Origin of the sequence: Streptomyces sp. CMB-StM0423 (assembly GCF_002847285.1) — a bacterium.
In the GTDB taxonomy this organism is placed as follows: Bacteria; Actinomycetota; Actinomycetes; order Streptomycetales; family Streptomycetaceae; genus Streptomyces.
This window is the reverse complement of the sequence record NZ_CP025407.1, coordinates 3,978,285-3,998,211: the sequence shown is the minus strand read 5'-3', so window position 1 is coordinate 3,998,211 and position 19,927 is coordinate 3,978,285. Positions and strand designations below refer to the sequence as shown.

Sequence of the window (19,927 nt, the reverse complement as noted above, 5' to 3'; positions counted from 1 at the left end):
CTCGCCGCGGGCCGCTCGGTGGCAGCCTGGTAGCGACTGCGTGCACGAGCGAAACGGGGGCGAATCCATCGTGCGCATTGTGGTGATCGGTGCAGGCGTGATCGGTACGGCGCTGGCGGCGCAACTCGGCAGCGGGGGACAGCGGAGCGGGGGACGGCGGGCGGACGGCGCCGTGCAGGTGTCGCTGCTCGACGGCGGCGAACCGGCGGCGGGGACCACGGCAAGCTCGATGGCCTGGATCAACGCCCACTCCAAGACCCCGCGGCACTATCACGAGTTGGCGGTCTCGGGCATGCGCGCCCACGCCGCCCTCGTACGGGCCACAGGACCCGCCGCCTACGCGGACAGGGGAGGCGGTGCCGCCGGCGGACCCGGCTGGTACCGCCCCGGCGGTGCCCTGCGGTGGGCCTCCGGCGGTGCCGCGCTCGGCCAGCTCCGCCGGACCGTCGCCCGGCTGCGCGACTGGGGGTACGCCGCGGAGTGGATCCCCGTGCCCCGCGCCCGGGAGCTGGAGCCCGCGTTACGTCTCGAAGACGCCGCCCAGGTCGCGTACTTCCCCGACGAGGCCGCCGTCGACCCGCGGCCCTTCGTCGCCCACCTCCTGGCCACCGCCCGCGCGCGCGGCGTCCACGTCCGTACCGGCGAGGCCGCCCGCGTCGTGGCCATCGACACCGCCGGCGGCCGGGTGCGCGGCGTGCGCTGCGCCGGGGGCGAGACGGTGCAGGCGGACGTCGCGGTGTGCTGCGCCGGGTGGCGGACCCCGGCGGTCGCGGCGCTGGCCGGGGCGTACGTGCCGCTGGTGCCCGGCGACGCGCCGGGATCCGAGGCGCCGACGCTGCTGGCCCACCTCCGGCCGGATGCCGCCGCGGGACCGCCGCTGACCCGCATGGTGCTCAGCCCGCGGCTGCACGCCCGCCCGCTCGCCGGCGGGCGCGTCTACCTGGAGGCGCTGGACCTCAACGACGAGGTGGACCAGCACACGCCCGCCGAGCGCGTCACCGCGCTCGCCCGCGAACTCCACGCCCGCGCCCGCGACCTGCTGCCCGGCCTCGCCGGCACCGCCCGGCTCGCCGACGCCCGGGTCTGCACCCGCCCGCTGCCGCCGGACGACAACTCCATCGTCGGCCCGCTCGCCGGGGCCGAGGGGCTCTACACCGTGGTGACGCACAGCGGCATGACCCTGTCCCTGCGGCTGGGGGAGCTGGTGGCACGGGAGTTGCTCACCGGCCGGGACGCGCCGGAGCTTGCGCCGTACCGGCCCTCCCGGTTCGTACGCCCCTAGCGCCCGGGAGCGCTCGAAGCGCCCCCACACCACCTCGTCAGCGCAGCATCCGCGCCGCCTTGTACGAGAAGTCCCGCGCCGCCGGCACGTTCCGGAACGGCCGCAGCCGCTCCCGGAACCCGGCGAGATAGCCCCGTACCCGCTCCGACTGGATGTCCTCCGTCGCCCGCAGCGCGCCCGTCGCCACCTGGCAGGCGCGCTCGACCTCCCGCTGCTGGAGCCACGCGGTGGCCAGCACGACGCGCGTGAACGCGATGCTGCGCGCGTACCGGTCCGTGCGCGCCGCGATCCCGTGCTCCGCGTGCGGCCGGGCGGCGCGCGCCTGCCGCAGGTCGACGAGGCAGTGCGCGATCTCGTCGTGCAACTCCGCGCCGCTGAAGTAGCGCAGCCAGACCGGCTCCTGGGCGGGGGTGCCGGCGGACAGCGAACTCTCGGCGTGCGAGAGGGAGATGGCGGTCGCGCGCGAGTCGCGCAAGCGGGCGTGCGCGCGGGCCGCCATCGCGTGCAGCACGGCGCGTCCGGCGGGGGTCAGGCCGGGTTCGGCGAGGCCGGCTTCGGAGAGTTCGACGGCCTCGCGGTAGTCGCCGAGGTGGACCGCCTGGTGGGCGAGCGTGCCGAGGATCTTGGCGGCGAACGCGCGGTCGTGGCCGTGGTACGCCATGTCGAGCGCGAGCCGCAGATAGCGCCGGGCGGCGCCGTGCCTGCCGGTGTCGTACAGCAGATGCGCGGTGTGGTGGGTGACGAGGGAGGCGGCGCGGAACAGGTTGCGGCCGACCGCGGCCGTGTAGCTGCCTTCGAGCATCGGCAGCACGTCGGTACGGAGGTGGGTCATCGCGATCGACCGGGCGGCGCCGCCGCCGTAGCGGTTGTCGAGCATCGCCAGGTGCTCGGTCAGCGCGTGGATCTTCGCGATGTCCGGCTGTCCGACGCGGTACGAGCCCACGGCGCGCTGCGGCGGCGCGGGCGGCGTGGCACGGCGCCAGCGGCGGACGGAGTCCCGCAGGTCGGTGGCGGAGACGGGCGGCAGGGCGTAGCGCGGGTCGGCGTCCCAGAGCTGGGCGGCGGTGCGGACGGCGCCGAGGGGCGTCGTCGGACCGCGCAGGCCGAGGTCGTCGGGGGGGAGGCGGCGGCCGATCGGCGTACCCCCGCCGGTGAGGGCGTAGTCGGCGGGGGAGGGGGCGGCGATGTCGCGGGGGGTGATGTCGCGGCCGAGCCTCCGGGAGAACACGGCGGCGATCAGCTCGGGCGGCACGGAGGCGCCGAAGCTGCCGCGCAGCCAGCGCTTGACGTACGTGTGGGTGCAGCGCAGTTCGAGGCCGCGGCGCCGGCCCAGCTCCCTTACCCGGCCGGCGAGGGAGGTGGGGGTGAGCCCGGACTCCCGCATGAGGGCGGCCAGCCGTACGTTGACCCGCGCCTGCTCGCCTCCGCCGGCACCGGGGCTTGCGCCGGTGCCGGCGCCTATACCGGGACCCCGACCGGCCGGAGCCCTGTCCCGGGACGGGGTTCCGGTGCTGGACCGGGATGCGGCGGTGGGCCGGGTTCCGGTGGTGGACGGGGGTGTGGTGGTGGAGGGGGTTCCGGTGGTGGGCCGGGATGCGGTCGCGGATCCGGGTCCGGACAAGGCCGGCCCGGGCCAGGTCGCGGACGGGGAACCGGCCCCGGCCCCGGGCCCGTTCGCGGATCCTGCCCCGGGTCCGGTCGCCGGCCCGCCCCCGGCGCCCGGTCCGGCCCCGGCCGCCGCCGGGGCGCCGAACCGCCGGAACAGGGCCCGCCCGACCGCGTGTCCGGTCCCCCCGGGATCGGCGCCCGCGTGCCCGGTCCCCGCAGCACCGTTCGCCTCCCGCCGGGATGCCTTACGGTCCCGTACGGCCCGCTCCCCGCCCGCCGGCGTACCCGCGTCCCGTGCCTCCGACTCCCGTGCCCCGCTCCCGGGTTCGCGTACCCCCGGTACGCCCGACGCCTCCGGCCTCCGCGCCGCCGCCCCCCGGACCGCCCCCAGGCGTTCCCGCGCGAAGCGGTTGCGCCAGCGGCATACCGTCGCCGGGGTGATGCCGAAGCGGGCCGCCACTTCGCCGTTCGACTCGCCCGCCGCGCACGCCAGCACGATCCGGCAGTGCAGCCGTCTTGCCGCCGGGGTGGCGCTGTGTGCGACCAGGTGTTCGAGGAAGTGGAGTTCCCGATCCGTCAATGTCAACCGAGTCGTGGGCCTGCCTCGCGTCATGGACGCGCATTATTGCCGGTCCGGCGCCGCCCGCAGGGCGCTCTGCCTCGGACGACCCTCGAACGACCTGGAGGATCACCCGATTTAATGCGCGTAGTAACGGTGAACGCTCTGCACACCCCCGGAACTTACGGACGGCACATGCCAGACGGCAGGCTACGGAGCGCAAAGTTCCGGTCTGAGCCGGCAGATCGAGGTAGCGCTTACATGACCACGACGGGACCACCCGCCGACGGCCACACTCCGCAGCCCGCGGACGACGACTCCCCGGGCCCCTCCTCGGGCGATGCACGAGAGGACAGAGCAGACACCCAAGCCGCCCCACGGGAGCCGGAACCCGGCCCCGTACCGCCGCCGCCGACGCTGCTGCGCGTCGAGCTGGCCAAGCGCGGCTGGGCGAGATTCTCGACGTTCGAAGTCCACTACACGCACGCCGCGCGCAAGGCCGCCGCCGAGTACGGCGACCCGCGGCTCGCCCGGCTCACCATCTCCAGCACCACCTTCAAGCGGTGGCTCGCCGGGGAGCAGATCCCGCGCGGCAACGCCGGCACCGTCCTGGAGCACATGCTCGGCATCGACGTCGACGCGCTCCTCGGCCCGGCGCCCACGCGCACGTTCACCACGCCCCGCCTGCCCGACGACGCCTCCCTCGCCACCGCCCGCGCGCTCGACGTCACCTGGTCCACGTCCTTCCTCTCGCCCACCGCGCCGGCCCCCGGCGGCGGCGGGGTCTGGCAGCTCGACGGCCACCGCGTCTTCGACGGGACGTCCGTGGCCGTGCAGTTGTACGAGGCCGAGGCCGGCTCCGACAGCGTCGTCATCGGGCCCGACGACCACCCGCACCTGCGCGACTTCATCCGCCCCGCGCGCCGCGCGCTTCTGCTCGCCGCGCTCGGCGCGCGGCGCGGCGAGGGGCTGTTCGTGCTCGACGCCGTACGCGCCCGGCAGCCCGTCGCCGCGGACCCGGTGGACGTGCTGCCGATCCCGCGCGCGTACCGGCTCGACGACCTGACGTACGCGGTCCTCTGGGCCGTGCTCAACCTCGACGACGGCCTCCTCGCCGACGACGCCGTGCTGGAGGCGGAGCGCAGCGGCCTGGACGACTTCCTGACCCGCGAGCGGTCCGCCGTGGCCCGCTCGGCGATGCCGGAGCTGTCCGACGTCGGCACCGCGTGGCTCGGCTCGTACGTCTGCGACCAGCACATCCTGCGTGAGCTGCGCGCCGACTCCGGCGAGCCGCCGGTGTTCTGGGCCCGCGAGCAGTACGGCGAAGAGGCCGCTGCCTGGCTGTTCTTCCGGCACAAGCACACGTATCTGCGCGCGCTGCGCGACGTGCTCGCGGACGCCGACCGCCCGTACGGGTACGCCTTCTGCCTGCCGCACAACGCGGTCAAGACCAGCGAGCGCTACGAGCGCACGCTGCTGTTCCTGACGCTGGCGCTGCTGGAGCGGCACGGGCTGACCACGTGGGTGGTCCCGGAGCCGGAGTACGCGCAGGTGGACGGGTTCGCGCTGGTGCCGGGCGAGCGGGCGATCATCGCCAACTGGCTCCGTACGGACGGGATCTGGCAGGTCGACACCACCAGCCACTGGGCGCGGCTGCGCGCGTACGCCGACGCCGTACGGCACGCGCAGACGCACAGCGTCACCGACGGCGCCACGCCGGCGGAGCGGCTGCGCCGGCTGGCGGACCACCTGGACCTCGACTGGGCCTGGCTGACCGACCGCTGCGCCGAGCTGGGGCGCTACGGCAGCGCCGGGATGCTCCGGCCGCGCAGCCGGCTGATCGGCCTGGCGGAGCTGGACGACGTGCTGCGCTACGTCGGTGAGCTGGGGGCGGGCGACCCGGCCGGGCGGGAGGCCGCCGACGGCGATCTCGGCGTCTTCGCCGGGGCCGTGACCGGCGGAAACCGAACGCAGTTCCGGCCCGACCGGCACCGCGGCGGGCGAAGATAACGCAGACGTTCGAACCCCCGGGAAGCGACCCCCAAACGACCCCGGGGAGCGGTGGCAACGACACCGGTTGCTGAGCAATGTAGGTGTGGCTCACGGTGCCGTTGAGGCCACGGTGACCATCCGATGTGTGTGCGCCGCGCGCGCACTGCCCGGCAGACGGCCGGAAGAAACGCCGCACGACGCCGTACGACAGCGCAGCCAGATGCTGTCCTCGTACGGCCCATCCAGCGAGGAAGCCCATGTCCGACCACCCCGCTCCCGCCGGGAACGACGGCCCCCGCCAGGGCCGGTTCCCCTCCCGGCGGCGCCGCGCGGGCCGCGCCCTGCGCGCCCGGCTCTGGCGGGTCACGCTGCTGCCGGTGACCGCCGCGCTGCTGGTGGGCGGCGCCACCACGTACGGCGCGCTCATAGGCGGGTCGACGAGCGCCGAGACCCGCATGATCATCGGTGCCGGAGTGCTGGCCGTGGTGGGCATCACGGTCCTGGCGATACTCCGCATCGGCGCGCTCGCCGACGCGCTCGACGCCGAGGAAGACGGCCGCACGGAACGCAACCTGGAGCTGACCGCGCTCCTGGAGGCGGCGCAGGGCGAGCTGCTGCGCCTGGTCGACCAGGCGCAGCGCGGCGAACGCCCCGAGCCCGACCCGCTGTCGCTGTCCTCCCCCTCCGCCACCGGCTACGCCCCTGTTGGCGGGGGTGCCCCCACTGCCCGCGCCGCGGCCGACGTCACCCCCGAGACGGTGGAGCGCCTGGTGCACGCCACCGTGCACGCCGCGCTCAAGGCCGTCGTGGACGTCTCGTCCCGCGGCCGCATCGAGGTCTTCGTCAACCTGGCCCGCCGGCTGCAGAACCTCGTCATCCGCTCCCTGGACGAACTGGACGGGCTGGAGAAGCAGGTCGAGGACCCGGACCTGCTGCACGGCCTCTTCCAGCTCGACCACCTCGTCACCAGGCTCCGCCGCCAGGTGGAGAGCCTGGCGATCCTCGGCGGCGCGGTGCCGCGCCGCATCAGCCGGCCGATGCCGGTGAACGCCGTGCTGCGCTCGGCGGTCTCGGAGGTCGAGGACTACGGGCGCGTCAAGCTGGTGCCGCCGATGACCGGCGTGCTGGAAGGTGCCGTCGCCCCCGACGTCATCCACCTGATCGCCGAACTCGTCGAGAACGCCGCCGGGTTCTCCCCGCCGGAGACCAAGGTCGAGCTGCGCGTCGAGCCGGCCGCGGCCGGTCTGGTCGTGGAGATCGACGACCGCGGCCTCGGGCTGCAGTCCGACACGCAGGACCGGATGAACACCCTGCTGAGCCGGGCCACGCCGCAGGTCGTGGACGAGCAGATCAAGGACGGCCGCATCGGCCTCCTCGTCGTCGCCCACCTCGCGCGCCGGCACCGGATCCCCGTCCAGCTCCAGCGCAACGTCTACGGCGGCTGCCGCGCCACGGTGCTGCTGCCCAACGCGCTGCTGATGGACCCGGAGGAGAAGGGCAAGCGCGCCGCCGCCGCGGCCACCCGCGAGCCGCAGTCCGCCGCCGCCGCACCGCAGCCGCAGGCCGCCGCGATCGCCGCGCCGCAGCCCGCGGTCCTCGCCGACGGCGCCGCCGAGCGCCGCCCGGCCGCCGTCGGGAGCGCCGCCCCCGCGTCGCTGCCCGCCGGTTCCGCCAATGGCGTGGCGCGACAACGGCAGCCGGGCGCCGCCGAGATCAACGGCGCGTCCCAGAGCACCGCCGCGTACGAGGCCACGGGCGGGCACCGGATCCCCGGTGGCCCCGAGACCACCGGCACGTACCAGATCACGGGGGCCCAGGAGATCACCGGCAGCCACGACATCCTCGGCGCCTACGACCACACCCCCGCCTACGACGGCACGGAGTACGAGAGCACCACCCCGTACGAGAACACCGCCGCCCACGAGCGCACCCCCGCGCACCCGGCGCCCGCCGCCGGCCACCCCGACGCCACCCCGCACACCACCGACCCCGTGGCCGGCTACACCCCTCGCCACGCCGCCCCGCCCCCCGCGGCGCCGGCCCCGGCTCCCGGGCAGCGCCCCCCGCTGCCCGAGCGCTCCGGCAGCCACCTGGTGCCCGAGCTGCGCCGCGAACCCGGTGTCCCCGGCGCCGCACCAGGCGCCGCGGCGCCGGCCCCCTCCTCCCCCCTGAACACGGGTCTGATGGCCAGCTTCACCGCCGGCTCCCGGGCCGCGGAGGACGGCGGCCAGCGCGCCGCCGACTACCCCGAAGAACCGGCCGGACCCGCCCCCACGCACCAGCACCGATCCACGGAAGGCCCCTCTTCGTGAGCGAAAGCCTCGACTGGCTTCTGGCCAACTTCGTCCAGCAGGTCGCCAGCGCCCGCAGCGCCGTCGTCGCCTCGACGGACGGCGTGCGGATGCACGCCCACGACCTCGACACCGCCTCCGCCGACCGGCTCGCCGCGGTGGCCACCGGGCTCTTCTCGCTCGGCGCCGGCATCGGCACCGACACCGTGCGCGGCGTGCGCCAGGTGCTCGTGGAACACGAGGACGTCGTGCTGTGCGTGATGGCCGCGGGCCCCGGCGCCGTCCTGGCGGTGCTCGCCGAGCCGGACGCGGACCTGGGCGTGATCGGCTACGAGATGGGCCAGTTGGTCAAGCGCGTCCCGACCCACCTCACCTCGCCCGCACGGACCGCCGCGGCCGCGGCGCCGGGCTCCGTCCGGTGACATGACGTCGTACGACGATGCCCCCTGGGTGGAGGACGGAGCCCCGCGGTTACGCCCGTACGCGGTCACCGGCGGGCGGACCACGCCGACCCGCAGGCTGGCCCTGGAGACGCTGGTCATGGCCGCCAGGACGCTGCCGCGGGTGCCGCTGACGCCGGAGCACGACGAGACGCTGCGGGAGTGCCGCGCGGGCCCGCGCTCGGTGGCGGAGGTGGCCGGCCGGCTCGGGCTGCCGGTGGCGGTGACCAAGATCCTGCTGTGCGACCTGCTCGACACCTGCGCGCTCATCCTGACGGCGCCCGCGGGCCCGCCAGACCCCACCGACCCATACCTACTGGAGAAGGTCCTTGTCGGACTACGCAATCTCTGACGACTCCTTCGTCCCGCTGAAGATCGTGATAGCCGGCGGGTTCGGGGTCGGGAAGACCACGATGGTCGGTGCGGTGAGCGAGATCCCGCCGCTGACGACCGAGGAGACCCTGACCGCCGCGAGCGTCGACCACGACAGTCTGGACGGGGTGCCGGAGAAGGACGCGACCACCGTCGCGATGGACTTCGGCCGCATCACCCTCACCGCGCACCACTTGATGCTGCTGCTGTTCGGCACGCCGGGCCAGAAGCGGTTCTGGTTCATGTGGGACCACCTCGCGAGCGGCGCCATCGGCGCCGTCGTCCTCGCCGACACCCGGCGGCTCGCGGACTGCTTCGCGGCCGTCGAGTACTTCGAGCGGCGCGGCCTGCCCTTCGTGGTGGGCGTCAACGAGTTCGACGACGCCTACCACTACACCCCGGAAGAGGTGAAGGCCGCGCTCCATCTGCGCAGCGACACCCCCGTGATGTGCTGCGACGCCCGCGCCACCAGCTCGGCGCGCAGCCTGCTGATCAGGCTGGTCGAGCACGCGCACGCGCGGTCCGTGGCGGCCAGGGCCGGGGCCCCGGCGGAACCGGAGCCCGCGACCGGGGCAGCGTCCGCGTCCGAGTCCGCACAGCCCGTGCCCACCTCCCCACCGAGGAGCCCCGCATGACGACCTTCGACCACCACACCGCCCGCCATCTGATGACCGACGGGGAGCAGGACCAGGAGCTGGAGCGGCGCAAACAGCGGCTGCACGAACTCGGCCTGGGCGACAACCCCGACCCGGAGTTCGACGCCTTCGCCGCCCGGCTCGCCGAGGGCGCCGCGTCGCTGGCCCAACTGGGCGGGACCCCGTATGCGATGGTCAACCTCATCACCGACCACCAGTACTTCACCGGCCTGTACGCGCCGCCCGCCGACTGGGCCGACCCCAGCCTCGCCGAGCAGCCGGGCAAGCCGGAGGTCAGCCGGATCATGGACCGCGACCACGGCTACTGCCCGCACGTCGTCGGCCGGCGCACCGCGCTGGTGCTGCCCGACGTGTGCGCGTACCCCCGCTTCGCGGGCAACCCGGTGGTGGACCAGATCGGCATCCGCACCTACATGGGCGCGCCGCTCATCGACCCGGTGACCGACGTGACGCTCGGCACCGTGTGCGTGGTGGACACCGAGCCGCGCCCGTGGGGCCGGCAGGCCCAGGAGGGCCTGGAGTTCATCAAGACCCAGGCCCGTTCGCTGATGGAGATCCTCGAAGAGCGCAGCCGGGGCCGGGCGGCGAGCTGAAGGCCCCCGCGGCGAAGCCGCGGGGGCCTTGCGGGGGCTTGCGCCCCAGTCGCTCCGCTCCTCAGACCGGCTGGACGGAGTGCGGCGCGAGGCGCGTCGACCACGGCTCGTGGTCCGCGCCGAGCGCCACCTCCGCCAGCCGCAGCCGCTGCACGTCGGAGGTGCCCGCCGGCGGTAACACGTGGTACGCGTCGCGCAGATACCGCTCCACGGACATCTCCGGGTAGAGCCCGCAGGCGCCGTGCACCTCCATCGCCGTACGGGCCGAGTCGAGCGCGGACTCGACGTTGACCAGCTTGGCGTTCTGCAGCTCGGCGTCGCACGGCAGCCCGCGGTCCAGCAGATGCGTCGCGTGGTACGCGGCCAGCCTGGCCGTCATCAGCCGCGACTGCATCTCGCCCAGCCGCTGCTTGACGGTGCCCAGTTCGGCCAGCGGCTTGCCGTAGCGGATCTGCCGCGCGGCGAAGGCGGTGGTCTCCGACACGAGCGCCTGGTGGATGCCCAGGGCGACGGCGGTGAGGTTGGGCCTGCCGTACAGGATGCTGGAGGAGTACGCGACCGAGAGCCCGTCGCCCTCCTGCCCCAGCAGGTTCGACACCGGCACCCGGCAGTTGTCGAAGATCACCTCGCCGAAGCTGAAGCCGTGCAGGCCCATGGAGGGCCGGTGCGGGCCCAGCGTGCAGCCGGGGCGGTCGGCCTCCACCAGCAGTGCCGAGAGGCCCTTGGAGCCCGGTCCTGTGCGCACGACGACGCCGTGGAGATCACCGACGTGGCTGTTGCCGACGAACACCTTGCGGCCGTTGACGATGTATTCGTCCCCGACGCGCTCCGCGCTCGCCGACATCCCCAGCACATGGCTGCCCGAGGTGGGTTCCGTGACGGCTATGGTCGGCATGCAGACGCCGGCGGATACCAGCGGCAGCCAGGTCTTCTTCTGGACGGCGCTGCCGAAGTGCACGATCTTGGCGACACCGAGCTGCGACGCCTGCACCATCGCGCCCATGGCGGCGCTCACGCGCGAAAGCTCTTCGATCACGATCGTTTTGGCGAGGTGCCCCATGTCCATCCCGCCGTACTCGGCCTCGACGGTGACGCCGAGCCAGCCCTGCCGGGCGATGTCGCGGGACAGCTCGAACTGCACGCTCCGCGACTCCTCCATTCCCGCGATACGGGGGCGGACCTCGCGCTCCGCGTAGGCGCGGACCTCCTCCCTGAGACGTATATGACGCTCCGTGAGGAAGTAACCGTCCATCTGAGTCTCGCCTTCTCGCGTGCAGGTGGGGTGAGCAGGTCGGCGTGGGCCTGTGGTGACAGAGGCCAGGTAGGGCCTCCACCCACGGTGAAGATTTATCGCCATCGCCGCAGTACCCACAAACGCTCGCTTCCGGGTCGTTCACCTCCCCGTATGCACGTCGTCGCACTCCGCACCCGCCTCGTATGGGTGCTACGGTCCCATTTGCTCGCCGGGCCGCCGGGGCCGAACGCCCCCGGAACGGCCCTTGGCCGGCCGGCAGCGACCGGCCGGCCCGGGGGGCCGTTCCCAAAGGGGCGGAAAAGGGGCGTGGTTGCGGGCCGGGCGTCAGCCGAAGGACACGGAGAAGCGGCGGTTGGCCAGGCTCGGGTTCTTCACCCGCACCTCCGCGACCCGCGCCGCGTCCAGGACCGCGGACGCCACCCCGGGCGCCTCGCCGGCGGAGGCGGCGATCTGGCCCATGGGGTCGACGATGGCGCTCTGCCCACACGAGACGGGCCCCGTCTGGCCGCAGCCGAGGACGTAGACGGTGTTCTCGATCGCCCGGGCCCGCAGCAGCGTGGTCCAGTGGTCCTCCTTGACCGGACCGGTGACCCACGCGGCGGGGACGACGATCGCCTCGGCGCCGGCGTCGACCAGGAACCGGGCCATCTCGGGGAAGCGGAGGTCGTAGCAGGTCATGACGCCGACGGTGAGGCCGTCGAGGGTGAAGGTCAGCGCCTTGGCGGGCTGCGGCTGGATGCGGTCCGACTCCCGGTAGCCGAAGGCGTCGTAGAGGTGCACCTTGCGGTACACGCCGAACTGCTCGCCGCCGCGGTCCACGGCCAGGACGGTGTTGCTGGGCTTGCCGGCGCCGGCCGCGGCCTCCGTCATGCCGGCGACGATCGCGACGCCGTGCTCCTTGGCCAGCGCGCCGATCGCGGTGGCGAACGGACCGTCGATCGCCTCGGCCTGGCTCGCCGTCTCGGCCTGCGGGTCGGGGTTGGCGTACATCGAGTTCTCGGGGAGGACGACGAGGTCGGAGCCGCGCGCGGCGGCGGTGGCGACGAGTCCCGCGGCGGCGTCGAGGTTGGCGGCCTTGTCGGTGGTGGCGGCGAACTGGGCGACGGTGGCGAGCATGAGGTGGTGCCTTTCGTGTGGTGGAGCGGTACGGTCCGGCGGCGTGCGGTCAGCTACGCCCGGCCAGCGCGTCGGTCTCGGCGACCGCGGCGCCGAAGCCGGCCAGCAGCGCGCCGTGCTGCATGGTCAGCACCAGTTGGTCGGCGCCGTGCGCGAGCGCGAATGCCTTCTCCGCCGCCGACCAGGCCGGCAGCACCCACGGCTTGCCGGCCGTCCGGGCGGCGTCCGCGATGGCCGCGAGGTCCGCGAAGTCCGCCTCGCTCCGCGTGTACGCGCCGCGCGCGCGGCGCATCGACAGGTCGCTGGGGCCGACGAACACCCCGTCGACCACCGGCAGGTCGAGGATCTTCCCGATCTCCTCGATGGCCCCGGCGTCCTCGATCATCGGGTAGACCCGGGTCTCGCGGTCCTGCCGGGCGATCCAGTCGTCGTCGAACCCGCCGTAGCCCGCGGTCCTGCCGCCCGCGAAGCTGCGGTCCCCCAGCGGCGGGAACTTGCCGTACGAGCAGACCTCGGCGGCGTGCGCCGCGCTCTCCACGTGCGGCACGACGACGGCGGTGGCGCCGAAGTCCAGCGCCTGCTGGATCGGGCCGCGTTCGGGGCCGAGCACCTTGGCGAGCACGTCGAGGTCGAGCCGGCGCAGGAACGGGATGAACCGCTCCAGATCGGCGAGGTCGAAGGCGCCGTGCTCGATGTCGAGCACCACGGCGCCGTACCCGGTGGCCGCCACGATCTCGGCGGTGGCGAAACTCGGGTCGGACAGCCAGGCGGCGTATTCGCGCCGGCGGTCGGTCGTGCGCGGGGGCATGAGCCTCCTTCACGTAGGTATACACTGCGTATACACATGGGCCAGAAAGGGCGGGGAGCGTGTCAGTCGACGAGGACGGCCGTGCGGTGACGGCGCGGGCGCGGGCGTACGAGTGGGTCAAGGAGGCGATCCTGCTGGGGCGCTACCCCGAGGGGTCGTTCCTGGAGGAGAAGGTCCTTTCCCTGGCCGCGGGGGTGTCGCGGACGCCGGTGCGCGAAGCGCTGCACCGGCTGGCCGCCGAGGGGTTCCTCGACCTGCTGCCGCGGCGCGGCGCGCAGGTCAGGCGCGTCACCGTGGCCGAGATGATCGAGACGTACGAGATGCGCCAGGTGCTGGAGATCCACGGCTTCCGCACCCTGTGCGACAAGCGGCTGGAGATCCCCGCCCGGCAGGCCGGACTGCTCGCGCAGATGGGGGACACGGAGCTGCTGGCGCGCTGCCGCGCCGGCGACCGCGAGGCGATCGCCGAGCACGGCAAGCTCGACTTCCAGTTCCACTTCGGCTTCGTCCGGGCCACCGGCAACACCGTGCTGACCGACCTGTTCCGCAGCCTCCAGCCGCGGCACCAGCGCATCGGGGTCTCGGCGATAACGATCCGCCCCGAGCGGCTGCCGCTCATCATGCGCGAGCACCACGCGCTGCTGGACTCCCTCGGCGGGTATGAGTTCGAGACCGCCGCCCGGACGATCCGCACCCACCTGAACCCCGACCAGACGGTGGTCGCGCACCTGGACTGACCGGCGGCGGCAGCGCACGGCGGTCATGCCGCCGCCATCTCGCGCCAGAGCCGGCGCCGCTCCGCCTGCTGCACCGGGTCCGGCACGGGCGCGGCGGCGACGAGCCGCTTGGTGTACTCCGTACGCGGGTTGGCCAGCACCTCGCGCGCCGGGCCGTGCTCCACGAGCCGCCCGTTCTGGAGCACCGCGACCTCGTGCGCGAGGAGTTCGACCACGCCGAGGTCGTGGCTGATGAACAGGCAGGCGAAGCCCAGCCGGTCCTGCAGCTCGCGGAACAGCCGCAGCACGGTGGCCTGGACGGAGACGTCGAGCGCGGACGTCGGCTCGTCGGCGATCAGCAGCTCCGGCTCCAGCGCCAGCGCGCGGGCGATGCCGACGCGCTGGCGCTGGCCGCCGGACAGCTCGTGCGGGAACCGGCTCGCCCAGTGCGCGGGCAGCTCGACCTGCTCCAGCAGCTCGGCCACCCGGGCGTGCGCGGCGGCGCGGTCGGCACGGCGGTTGACCAGCAGCGGCGCGGCGATCGAGTCGCCGATCGACCAGCGGGGGTTGAGCGAGGCGCCGGGGTCCTGGAAGACCATCGAGTACGTCGGCCTGAAGGCCCGCAGCCGGCGCCCCGACAGGCCGGTGACGTCGGTGCCGCAGACCTCGACGGACCCGCCGGTCGCGCGGGACAGCCCGACGACGGCCCGGCCGATGGTGGACTTCCCGGAGCCCGACTCGCCGACCAGGCCCAGGACTTCGCCCTTGCCGATGGTCAGGCTCACGCCGTGCACGGCCTTGAACCCCTTGCGGCCCAGCCGCCCGGGGTACTCGACCTCCAGGTCCCGTACCCGCAGCGTCGTGTCCTCCCCCGCCGGCCATGCCCCCGTCGGCGGGGGTACCCCCACTGCCGCCCCGGGCCTGGTCACCGCGGCGGGCTCGGCGCCAGGGGGCGGCGGCTTGGGCACGGCGGCCAGCAGCCGGCGGGTGTACTCGTGCCCGGGCGCGGCGAACAGCCGCCCCACGGGCGCCTCTTCGATGACCTCGCCCTCCTTCATCACCACCACGCGGTCGGCGATGTCGGCCACCACGCCCATGTCGTGGGTGATGATGAGCACCGCGGAGCCGAGGTCCCGGCGCAGTCCGCGCAGCAGCTCCAGGATCTCGGCCTGCACGGTGACGTCGAGCGCGGTGGTCGGCTCGTCGGCGATGATGACCTCGGGGGAGCCGGAGATCGCCATGGCGATCATCGCGCGCTGCCGCTGGCCGCCGGAGAGCTGGTGCGGGTAGCTGTCGACGCGGCGCTCGGGCTCCGGGATGCCGACCTTCGTCAGCAACTCGATCGCGCGGGCGCGGGCGCCGGCCGCGGACACCTTCTCGTGGCAGCGGATGGCCTCGGCGATCTGCTTGCCGATGGTGTAGACGGGGTTGAGCGCCGTCATCGGCTCCTGGAAGATCATCGCGATCCGCTTGCCGCGGATGCCGCGCAGCGCCTCGTGGCCGAGGCCGAGCAGCTCGGTGTCGTGGAAGCGGATGCTGCCGCGGTGCCGGGCGCTGCCGGCGACCAGGCCCAGCACGGACATCGAGCTGACCGACTTGCCGGAGCCCGACTCGCCGACCAGCGCGACGACTTCGCCGCGGCCGACGGTGAAGCTGACGTCCCGTACGGCGGGGATCCACTCGCCGGCGACGCGGAAGTCCACCGACAGCCGCTCGACGCTCAGCACCGGCTGGGCCGCCGTCGCCTCCTTCTCCAGGTCGGCGCCGGTCACTTCGGCCCCGCCGCGGTTCCGGCGCCCGCCGCCGTACGGGTGTTGCGGTCGTACTCCGCCAGATACGCGGCGCAGAAGCCGAGCACCCGCTCGATCCACACCTTGCCCGTCTCGGCGCTGCCCAGGCTCACGTCGCCGGTGCAGCCGGTGGCGCTGATCTCGGAGAAGTCCCAGAGGACGGTGCCGGGTACGGGCTGGCCGGGGATGGCGGCCTCGGTGTAGCTGGTCGGCGTCCAGCCGGCCGGCGAGGAGAGCCCGCCCGGCTCGGCCAGCTCGCTCTGCACCTGCTCGGGGAACATCGCCAGCATCGCCGAGTGCTCCGGCTCGGCGCCGTGCCCGTAGGCGGTGGCCGGGTCGTCGTACACGTCGCGCATCAGGGCGTAGCCGAGCTGCCAGGGGTAGAGGTGGCCGACGAGGATGCCGAAGTCGCGCCGGGCGTCGATGGCGGCGCCGGTCACCGGGCCGACGTTGCCGCCGTTGTTGTCGACGATGACGATGCGCCGGAAGCCGGAGGCCACCAGGGCCTCCAGGATCTCGTACGTGACGTTGCGCAGCGTCTCCTGGCTGAGGGAGAGGTTCCCGGCGAAGCCGCGGAAGACGCCGGAGTGGCCGTAGTTGAGGGCGGGCGCGACCCAGTAGCCGTGCTCGCGGGCGAGCTTGTCGGCGACCCACTCGGCGACGATGGAGTCCTCGTGGACCGGCAGGTGCGGCCCGTGCTGCTCGATGGCCCCGATGGGCAGCAGGACGACCGGGTCCTGCTCCGCCAGGTGCTTGACCTGCGTCCAGGACAGTTCGCCGAGACGGTGGGTGTCGGGCAGGGAGACGGCCATGGGGCTGGTTCCTTTCGCTGCTGTGCTGGGGTGCTGCTGCGGTGCGGTGTGCGTACGGGAGTTCACGAGTCGGTCCCGCTGCGGCGGGGGTCGAGGAGGTCGCGCAGGCCGTCGCCGAAGACGTTGAGGGCCAGCACGATGAGGATGATCAGCACCGACGGGTAGATCAGCAGCGTTGGCTGGACCTCAAGGAAGTCGCGTCCCGCGCCGACCATCGTGCCGAGCGACGGCAGCGGCGGCTGGGCGCCGAGGCCGAGGAAGCTCAGCCCCGCCTCCATCTGGATGGCGAAGCTCACCGACAGGCTGAGCTGCACGATCACCGGCGCGGCGACGTTCGGCAGGATCGTGCGCAGCAGGATGGTGCTGCGTCCGGTGCCCATGATCTCGGCGGCCTCGACGTACTCCACGCTGCGGATCGCCAGCACCTGGCTGTAGACGATCCTGGTGAACCGCGGGATGTACAGCACGCCGATGACCATGACGACGTTGACCAGCTCGGGCCCCATCGCGGCGACCACGGCGATGGCCAGCACGATGGGCGGGAAGCTGAGCAGGATGTCGATGCCGCGCATGATGACGCTGGACGCCCAGCGGCCGCCGTAGCCCGCGACCAGGCCGAGCGTGGTGCCGATGGCGCCGGCGATGAGGACCGCGGAGAGCGCGACGGCCAGTGACGTACGCAGCCCGATGAGCAGCCGGGAGAGCACGTCGCGCCCGTAGTCGTCGATGCCCAGCACGCCGCCCTGGGTGAGCGGGGTGCCGGCGATGTCGCGGTAGTCGTGCGGCGCGATCAGCGGGGCGAGCAGCCCGGCGGCGCAGACCAGCAGCAGGAAGCCGCCGGCGATCGACGTCCGCCGGTTGGCGGCGAGGCTGCGCAGCAGGTGCCGGCCCCCGCGGCGGGGCGGGGTGGCGGCGGTGGGCGGTGGCGCGGCGGTGGTGAGTTCGACGGTCGGCATGTCAGGCTTCCTCCGCCCGCGGGTCGAGGGCTCGTACGACCAGGTCGCCGACGAGGTTGACGAGGATGACGACGGCCGCGACGGCGAGGACGACGGCCTGGATGACGGGGTAGTCGCGCTGCCCGACCGCGCTCATCAGCAGCGAACTCACCCCGGGCCAGCCGAAGATCGTCTCCACCAGCACGGTGCTGCCGATCAGCGTGGTCAGCTCCACCGTCGTCGCGGACGCCACCGGCAGCAGCGCGGTGCGCAGCGCGTGGTCCTTGATCACCCGCTGCTCGGCGAGGCCCTTGGAACGGGCGGTGCGTACGTAGTCCGCGGAGAGCGTCTCCAGCATCGCCGCGCGCGTCATGCGCGTGATGACCGCGCACGAGGCGGCGGTGAGCGTCACCACCGGGAGGATCAGGATCTGCACGTGGGCCACCGGATCCTGCCAGGGCGTGGTGAAGCGCTGCGGCGGCAGGATCGGCACGAGGAACGCGAAGACCATCAGCAGCAGCGTGCCGACGACGAACACCGGCAGCGAGATGCCGAAGATGGAGCCGGCGACCAGCGCGTGGTCGGCGGGCTTGTCCGCGCGGGTGGCCGCGACCCGGCCGAGGAGCACGCCCAGCGTGACCGCGATGATCAGCGAGACGAGCACCAGCTCCAGTGAGTTGCCCAGCCGGTTCGGCAGGTCCTGCATCACGGGGCGGCTGCTCATCAGCGAGGTGCCGAGGTCGCCCTGGAAGAGCCGGCCCCAGAAGCCGAAGTACTGGCTGAAGAAGGAGTCGTTGAGGTGCATCGCGTCGCGGGTCTGCGCCACCTGCTCCTCGGTGGCGCCCTCGCCGAGCGCGGCGCGCGCCGGGTCGCCGGGGATGAGGCGGACGAGGAGGAACACGATGCTGCCGACGGCGAAGAGCTGCAGCGCCGCCTGTGCGAATCTGGTGAGGAGGAACCGTCTCATTTCTTGTCCATCCATATGCGGCGCAGCGTCACTCCGGTCCACGAGCCCTTGGGCGGGTGCCGGTAGCCCTTGACGTAGTCGTAGTGCGCCTCGCCCTGCTGGCGGCGTACGGTCCAGGTCATCGGCACCAGCTCCAGGGCCCGCTGCTCGACGTCCCGGTAGATCTCGTCGCGCAGCGCGCGGTCGCGGGTGCGGCGGCCTTCGGCCAGGAGCTGGTCGATGCGCTCGTCCTTGAAGTCGGTGTTCGCGGTGAACGTGCCGGTGCTGCCGAGGAAGTCGCTCAGCGAGGCGGGGTCGCCGAACTTCGGCGCGGTGCCCCAGGAGTGCACGGGGTACGACTTGGCCTCGACGCTGGCCCGGAAGGTCAGCCACTCCTGCTGGGTCAGCCGCACGTCCACCCCGGCCTCCCGGATGCCGGGGAGCATGGCCTGGGCCGGGCGGGCGATGACCGAGTACGTGCTGGTGGTGACGACCGGCAGCGTCAGCCCCTCCTGGCCGGCCTTCTTGAGCAGGAAGCGGGCCTGCTCCGGGTCGTGGTCCATGGTGTTGTCGAGGGAGCCGGAGTAGCGCGCGAAGGCCGGCGGCATCAGGGCGCCGTCGATCGGCTGGCCGTGGCCGAGGAGCGCGGTCTCCAGCACGGAGTCCCGGTTGATCGCCATCGCGACGGCCCTGCGGACGCGTACGTCGTCGAACGGCGGCTTGCTGGTGACGAAGCCGACGAAGCCGAAGCCGAAGCTGCGGTCCGAGGCGAGGCGCAGCCGGGAGTTCTCGCTGATGACGTCGACGTGGGTGGCGGGGACGTAGTCGATCATGTCGACGGTGGCGGTGCGCAGGGCCGTGACGCGGGCGTAGTCGTCGCTCATCGGCTGGAAGACCATCGCGTTGAGGTACGGCAGCTCCGGCTCGAAGTACTCGTCGAAGCGCTCGTACGTCGTGCTCACCCCGGGGATGCGCTCCACGAACCGGAACGGTCCCGTGCCCATGACCTGCGTCTTGGGGTCGACGCCGGACTCGATCCAGCGCTGGGAGACGATGTTCGCGGTGGGGTTGGCGAGGACGAACGGGATCGTGGAGTCCGCCTGCTTGAGGTGGAAGACGACCGTGGTGGCGTCCTTGGCCTCGACCTCCTCGACCAGGTCGAGGAGCGGGCCCGTGGTCGCCGCGGTCTTCTCGTCCATCATGCGGCGGAACGAGAACGCGACGTCCTTCGTGGTCAGCCGCGAGCCGTCGTGGAAGCGGACTCCGGGGCGCAGCTTGACCTCGTACGTCGTGTCGTCGGCCCAGCCGAACTCGGCGGCCAGGTCGCCGATGATCTCGCCGTCGCCGTCGTACTGCAGCAGCGCGTTGTACGTGAGCTGCCGCAGCAGGTCCGACGCGGCGCCCGTGGTGACGTGCGGATCGAGGTTGGCCGGGTCCGTGGAGAGCCCGAAGTGCAGCACCCCGCCGCGGCTCGGGCCGCCGGGCCGGGGGGTGACCTCCTCCATGGACGACGGCAGGTTGACCGGGCTGCCGCACGCGGCCAGCGCCGCGCTGCCCAGCGCGCCGCCGCCGGCGGCGAGGAGGTGCCGCCTGCTGATTGGTGCCATTGATTATCTCCACACATCGGGGCCAGGGGACGAGCCGTACCGGCGGTGGATCCACCGTGCATGTGGCAGGTATACACGGGGTCCACATAGGGGTCAACGGGTGTGCAGACCTTGATTCCGGATGAGAAGCGGTGGTCAGGACCGGTGTG

General features: G+C 73.4%; 17 protein-coding genes and 1 pseudogene. 8 read left to right on the top strand and 10 right to left on the bottom strand.

All coding sequences use genetic code 11. The annotated features are described in order from the left end of the window. The first annotated feature begins 79 nt into the window (after positions 1-79). Entirely contained in the window at positions 80-1,282 is a 1,203-nt protein-coding gene (locus CXR04_RS17345; protein ID WP_101423313.1) for an NAD(P)/FAD-dependent oxidoreductase, read from the top strand. Positions 1,283-1,319: 37 nt separating this feature from the next. Here the strand turns inward: CXR04_RS17345 and CXR04_RS17340 are convergent, their stop codons facing one another. Then, positions 1,320-2,666, bottom strand: a complete 1,347-nt coding sequence (locus CXR04_RS17340) for a tetratricopeptide repeat protein (RefSeq protein WP_234380857.1) — start codon at positions 2,664-2,666, stop codon at positions 1,320-1,322. 591 nt (positions 2,667-3,257) lie between these two features. Continuing rightward, positions 3,258-3,503: pseudogene (locus tag CXR04_RS17335) on the bottom strand (helix-turn-helix domain-containing protein); the annotation flags it as partial. Between the two features lie 207 nt (positions 3,504-3,710). Here CXR04_RS17335 and CXR04_RS17330 point away from each other — a divergent pair. The 6 genes from CXR04_RS17330 to CXR04_RS17305 all read left to right on the top strand — a co-directional run bounded on the left by CXR04_RS17330 (position 3,711) and on the right by CXR04_RS17305 (position 9,793). After that, positions 3,711-5,459 carry a hypothetical protein gene (locus CXR04_RS17330; protein ID WP_101423312.1) on the top strand — a complete coding sequence of 583 codons (1,749 nt, stop codon included), beginning with the start codon at positions 3,711-3,713 and terminating at the stop codon, positions 5,457-5,459. A 239-nt stretch (positions 5,460-5,698) separates the two neighbouring features. Then, entirely contained in the window at positions 5,699-7,753 is a 2,055-nt protein-coding gene (locus CXR04_RS17325) for a sensor histidine kinase (RefSeq protein WP_101423311.1), read from the top strand. Continuing rightward, positions 7,750-8,154, top strand: coding sequence for a roadblock/LC7 domain-containing protein (locus CXR04_RS17320; RefSeq protein WP_101423310.1), 405 nt, complete (start codon positions 7,750-7,752; stop codon positions 8,152-8,154). Before CXR04_RS17325 ends, CXR04_RS17320 begins: the two co-directional genes overlap by 4 nt. Before the next feature lies 1 nt (position 8,155). Continuing rightward, on the top strand, positions 8,156-8,524 hold the full coding sequence (locus CXR04_RS17315) for a DUF742 domain-containing protein (RefSeq protein ID WP_101423309.1): 369 nt from the start codon (positions 8,156-8,158) through the stop codon (positions 8,522-8,524). After that, entirely contained in the window at positions 8,502-9,179 is a 678-nt protein-coding gene (locus tag CXR04_RS17310) for a GTP-binding protein (RefSeq protein WP_101423308.1), read from the top strand. The genes CXR04_RS17315 and CXR04_RS17310 overlap by 23 nt, the downstream gene beginning before the upstream one ends. Then, on the top strand, positions 9,176-9,793 hold the full coding sequence (locus CXR04_RS17305) for a GAF domain-containing protein (RefSeq protein ID WP_101423307.1): 618 nt from the start codon (positions 9,176-9,178) through the stop codon (positions 9,791-9,793). The genes CXR04_RS17310 and CXR04_RS17305 overlap by 4 nt, the downstream gene beginning before the upstream one ends. 61 nt (positions 9,794-9,854) lie before the next feature. Here CXR04_RS17305 and CXR04_RS17300 read toward each other — a convergent pair whose 3' ends face one another. The 3 genes from CXR04_RS17300 to CXR04_RS17290 form a co-directional block, all read right to left on the bottom strand. Beyond that, positions 9,855-11,045 carry an acyl-CoA dehydrogenase family protein gene (locus CXR04_RS17300; protein WP_101423306.1) on the bottom strand — a complete coding sequence of 397 codons (1,191 nt, stop codon included), beginning with the start codon at positions 11,043-11,045 and terminating at the stop codon, positions 9,855-9,857. 327 nt (positions 11,046-11,372) lie between these two features. Beyond that, the gene (locus tag CXR04_RS17295) at positions 11,373-12,164 is read right to left on the bottom strand and encodes a carbon-nitrogen hydrolase family protein (RefSeq protein WP_101423305.1); all 792 of its coding nucleotides are present in this window, start codon (positions 12,162-12,164) and stop codon (positions 11,373-11,375) included. A gap of 49 nt (positions 12,165-12,213) precedes the next feature. Next, positions 12,214-12,972 (bottom strand): HpcH/HpaI aldolase family protein, encoded by a 759-nt coding sequence (locus CXR04_RS17290; protein ID WP_101423304.1) that lies wholly within the window; start codon positions 12,970-12,972, stop codon positions 12,214-12,216. Between the two features lie 59 nt (positions 12,973-13,031). Between CXR04_RS17290 and CXR04_RS17285 the strand changes: the two genes are divergently transcribed. After that, positions 13,032-13,709, top strand: a complete 678-nt coding sequence (locus tag CXR04_RS17285; protein ID WP_101423303.1) for a GntR family transcriptional regulator — start codon at positions 13,032-13,034, stop codon at positions 13,707-13,709. A 23-nt stretch (positions 13,710-13,732) separates the two neighbouring features. Here CXR04_RS17285 and CXR04_RS17280 read toward each other — a convergent pair whose 3' ends face one another. The 5 genes from CXR04_RS17280 to CXR04_RS17260 form a co-directional block, all read right to left on the bottom strand. Further along, positions 13,733-15,460, bottom strand: coding sequence for an ABC transporter ATP-binding protein (locus CXR04_RS17280; RefSeq protein ID WP_101423302.1), 1,728 nt, complete (start codon positions 15,458-15,460; stop codon positions 13,733-13,735). Next, positions 15,457-16,290: a creatininase family protein gene (locus tag CXR04_RS17275; RefSeq protein WP_101423301.1), complete on the bottom strand. Its 834-nt coding sequence runs from the start codon at positions 16,288-16,290 to the stop codon at positions 15,457-15,459. Before CXR04_RS17275 ends, CXR04_RS17280 begins: the two co-directional genes overlap by 4 nt. Positions 16,291-16,352: 62 nt before the next feature. After that, positions 16,353-17,246 carry an ABC transporter permease gene (locus tag CXR04_RS17270; RefSeq protein WP_101423300.1) on the bottom strand — a complete coding sequence of 298 codons (894 nt, stop codon included), beginning with the start codon at positions 17,244-17,246 and terminating at the stop codon, positions 16,353-16,355. 1 nt (position 17,247) lies between these two features. Next, complete coding sequence (locus tag CXR04_RS17265) at positions 17,248-18,192, bottom strand: ABC transporter permease (RefSeq protein ID WP_101423299.1); 945 nt, start codon at positions 18,190-18,192, stop codon at positions 17,248-17,250. Continuing rightward, entirely contained in the window at positions 18,189-19,778 is a 1,590-nt protein-coding gene (locus tag CXR04_RS17260; protein WP_101423298.1) for an ABC transporter substrate-binding protein, read from the bottom strand. The genes CXR04_RS17265 and CXR04_RS17260 overlap by 4 nt, the downstream gene beginning before the upstream one ends. Positions 19,779-19,927: the final 149 nt, after the last annotated feature.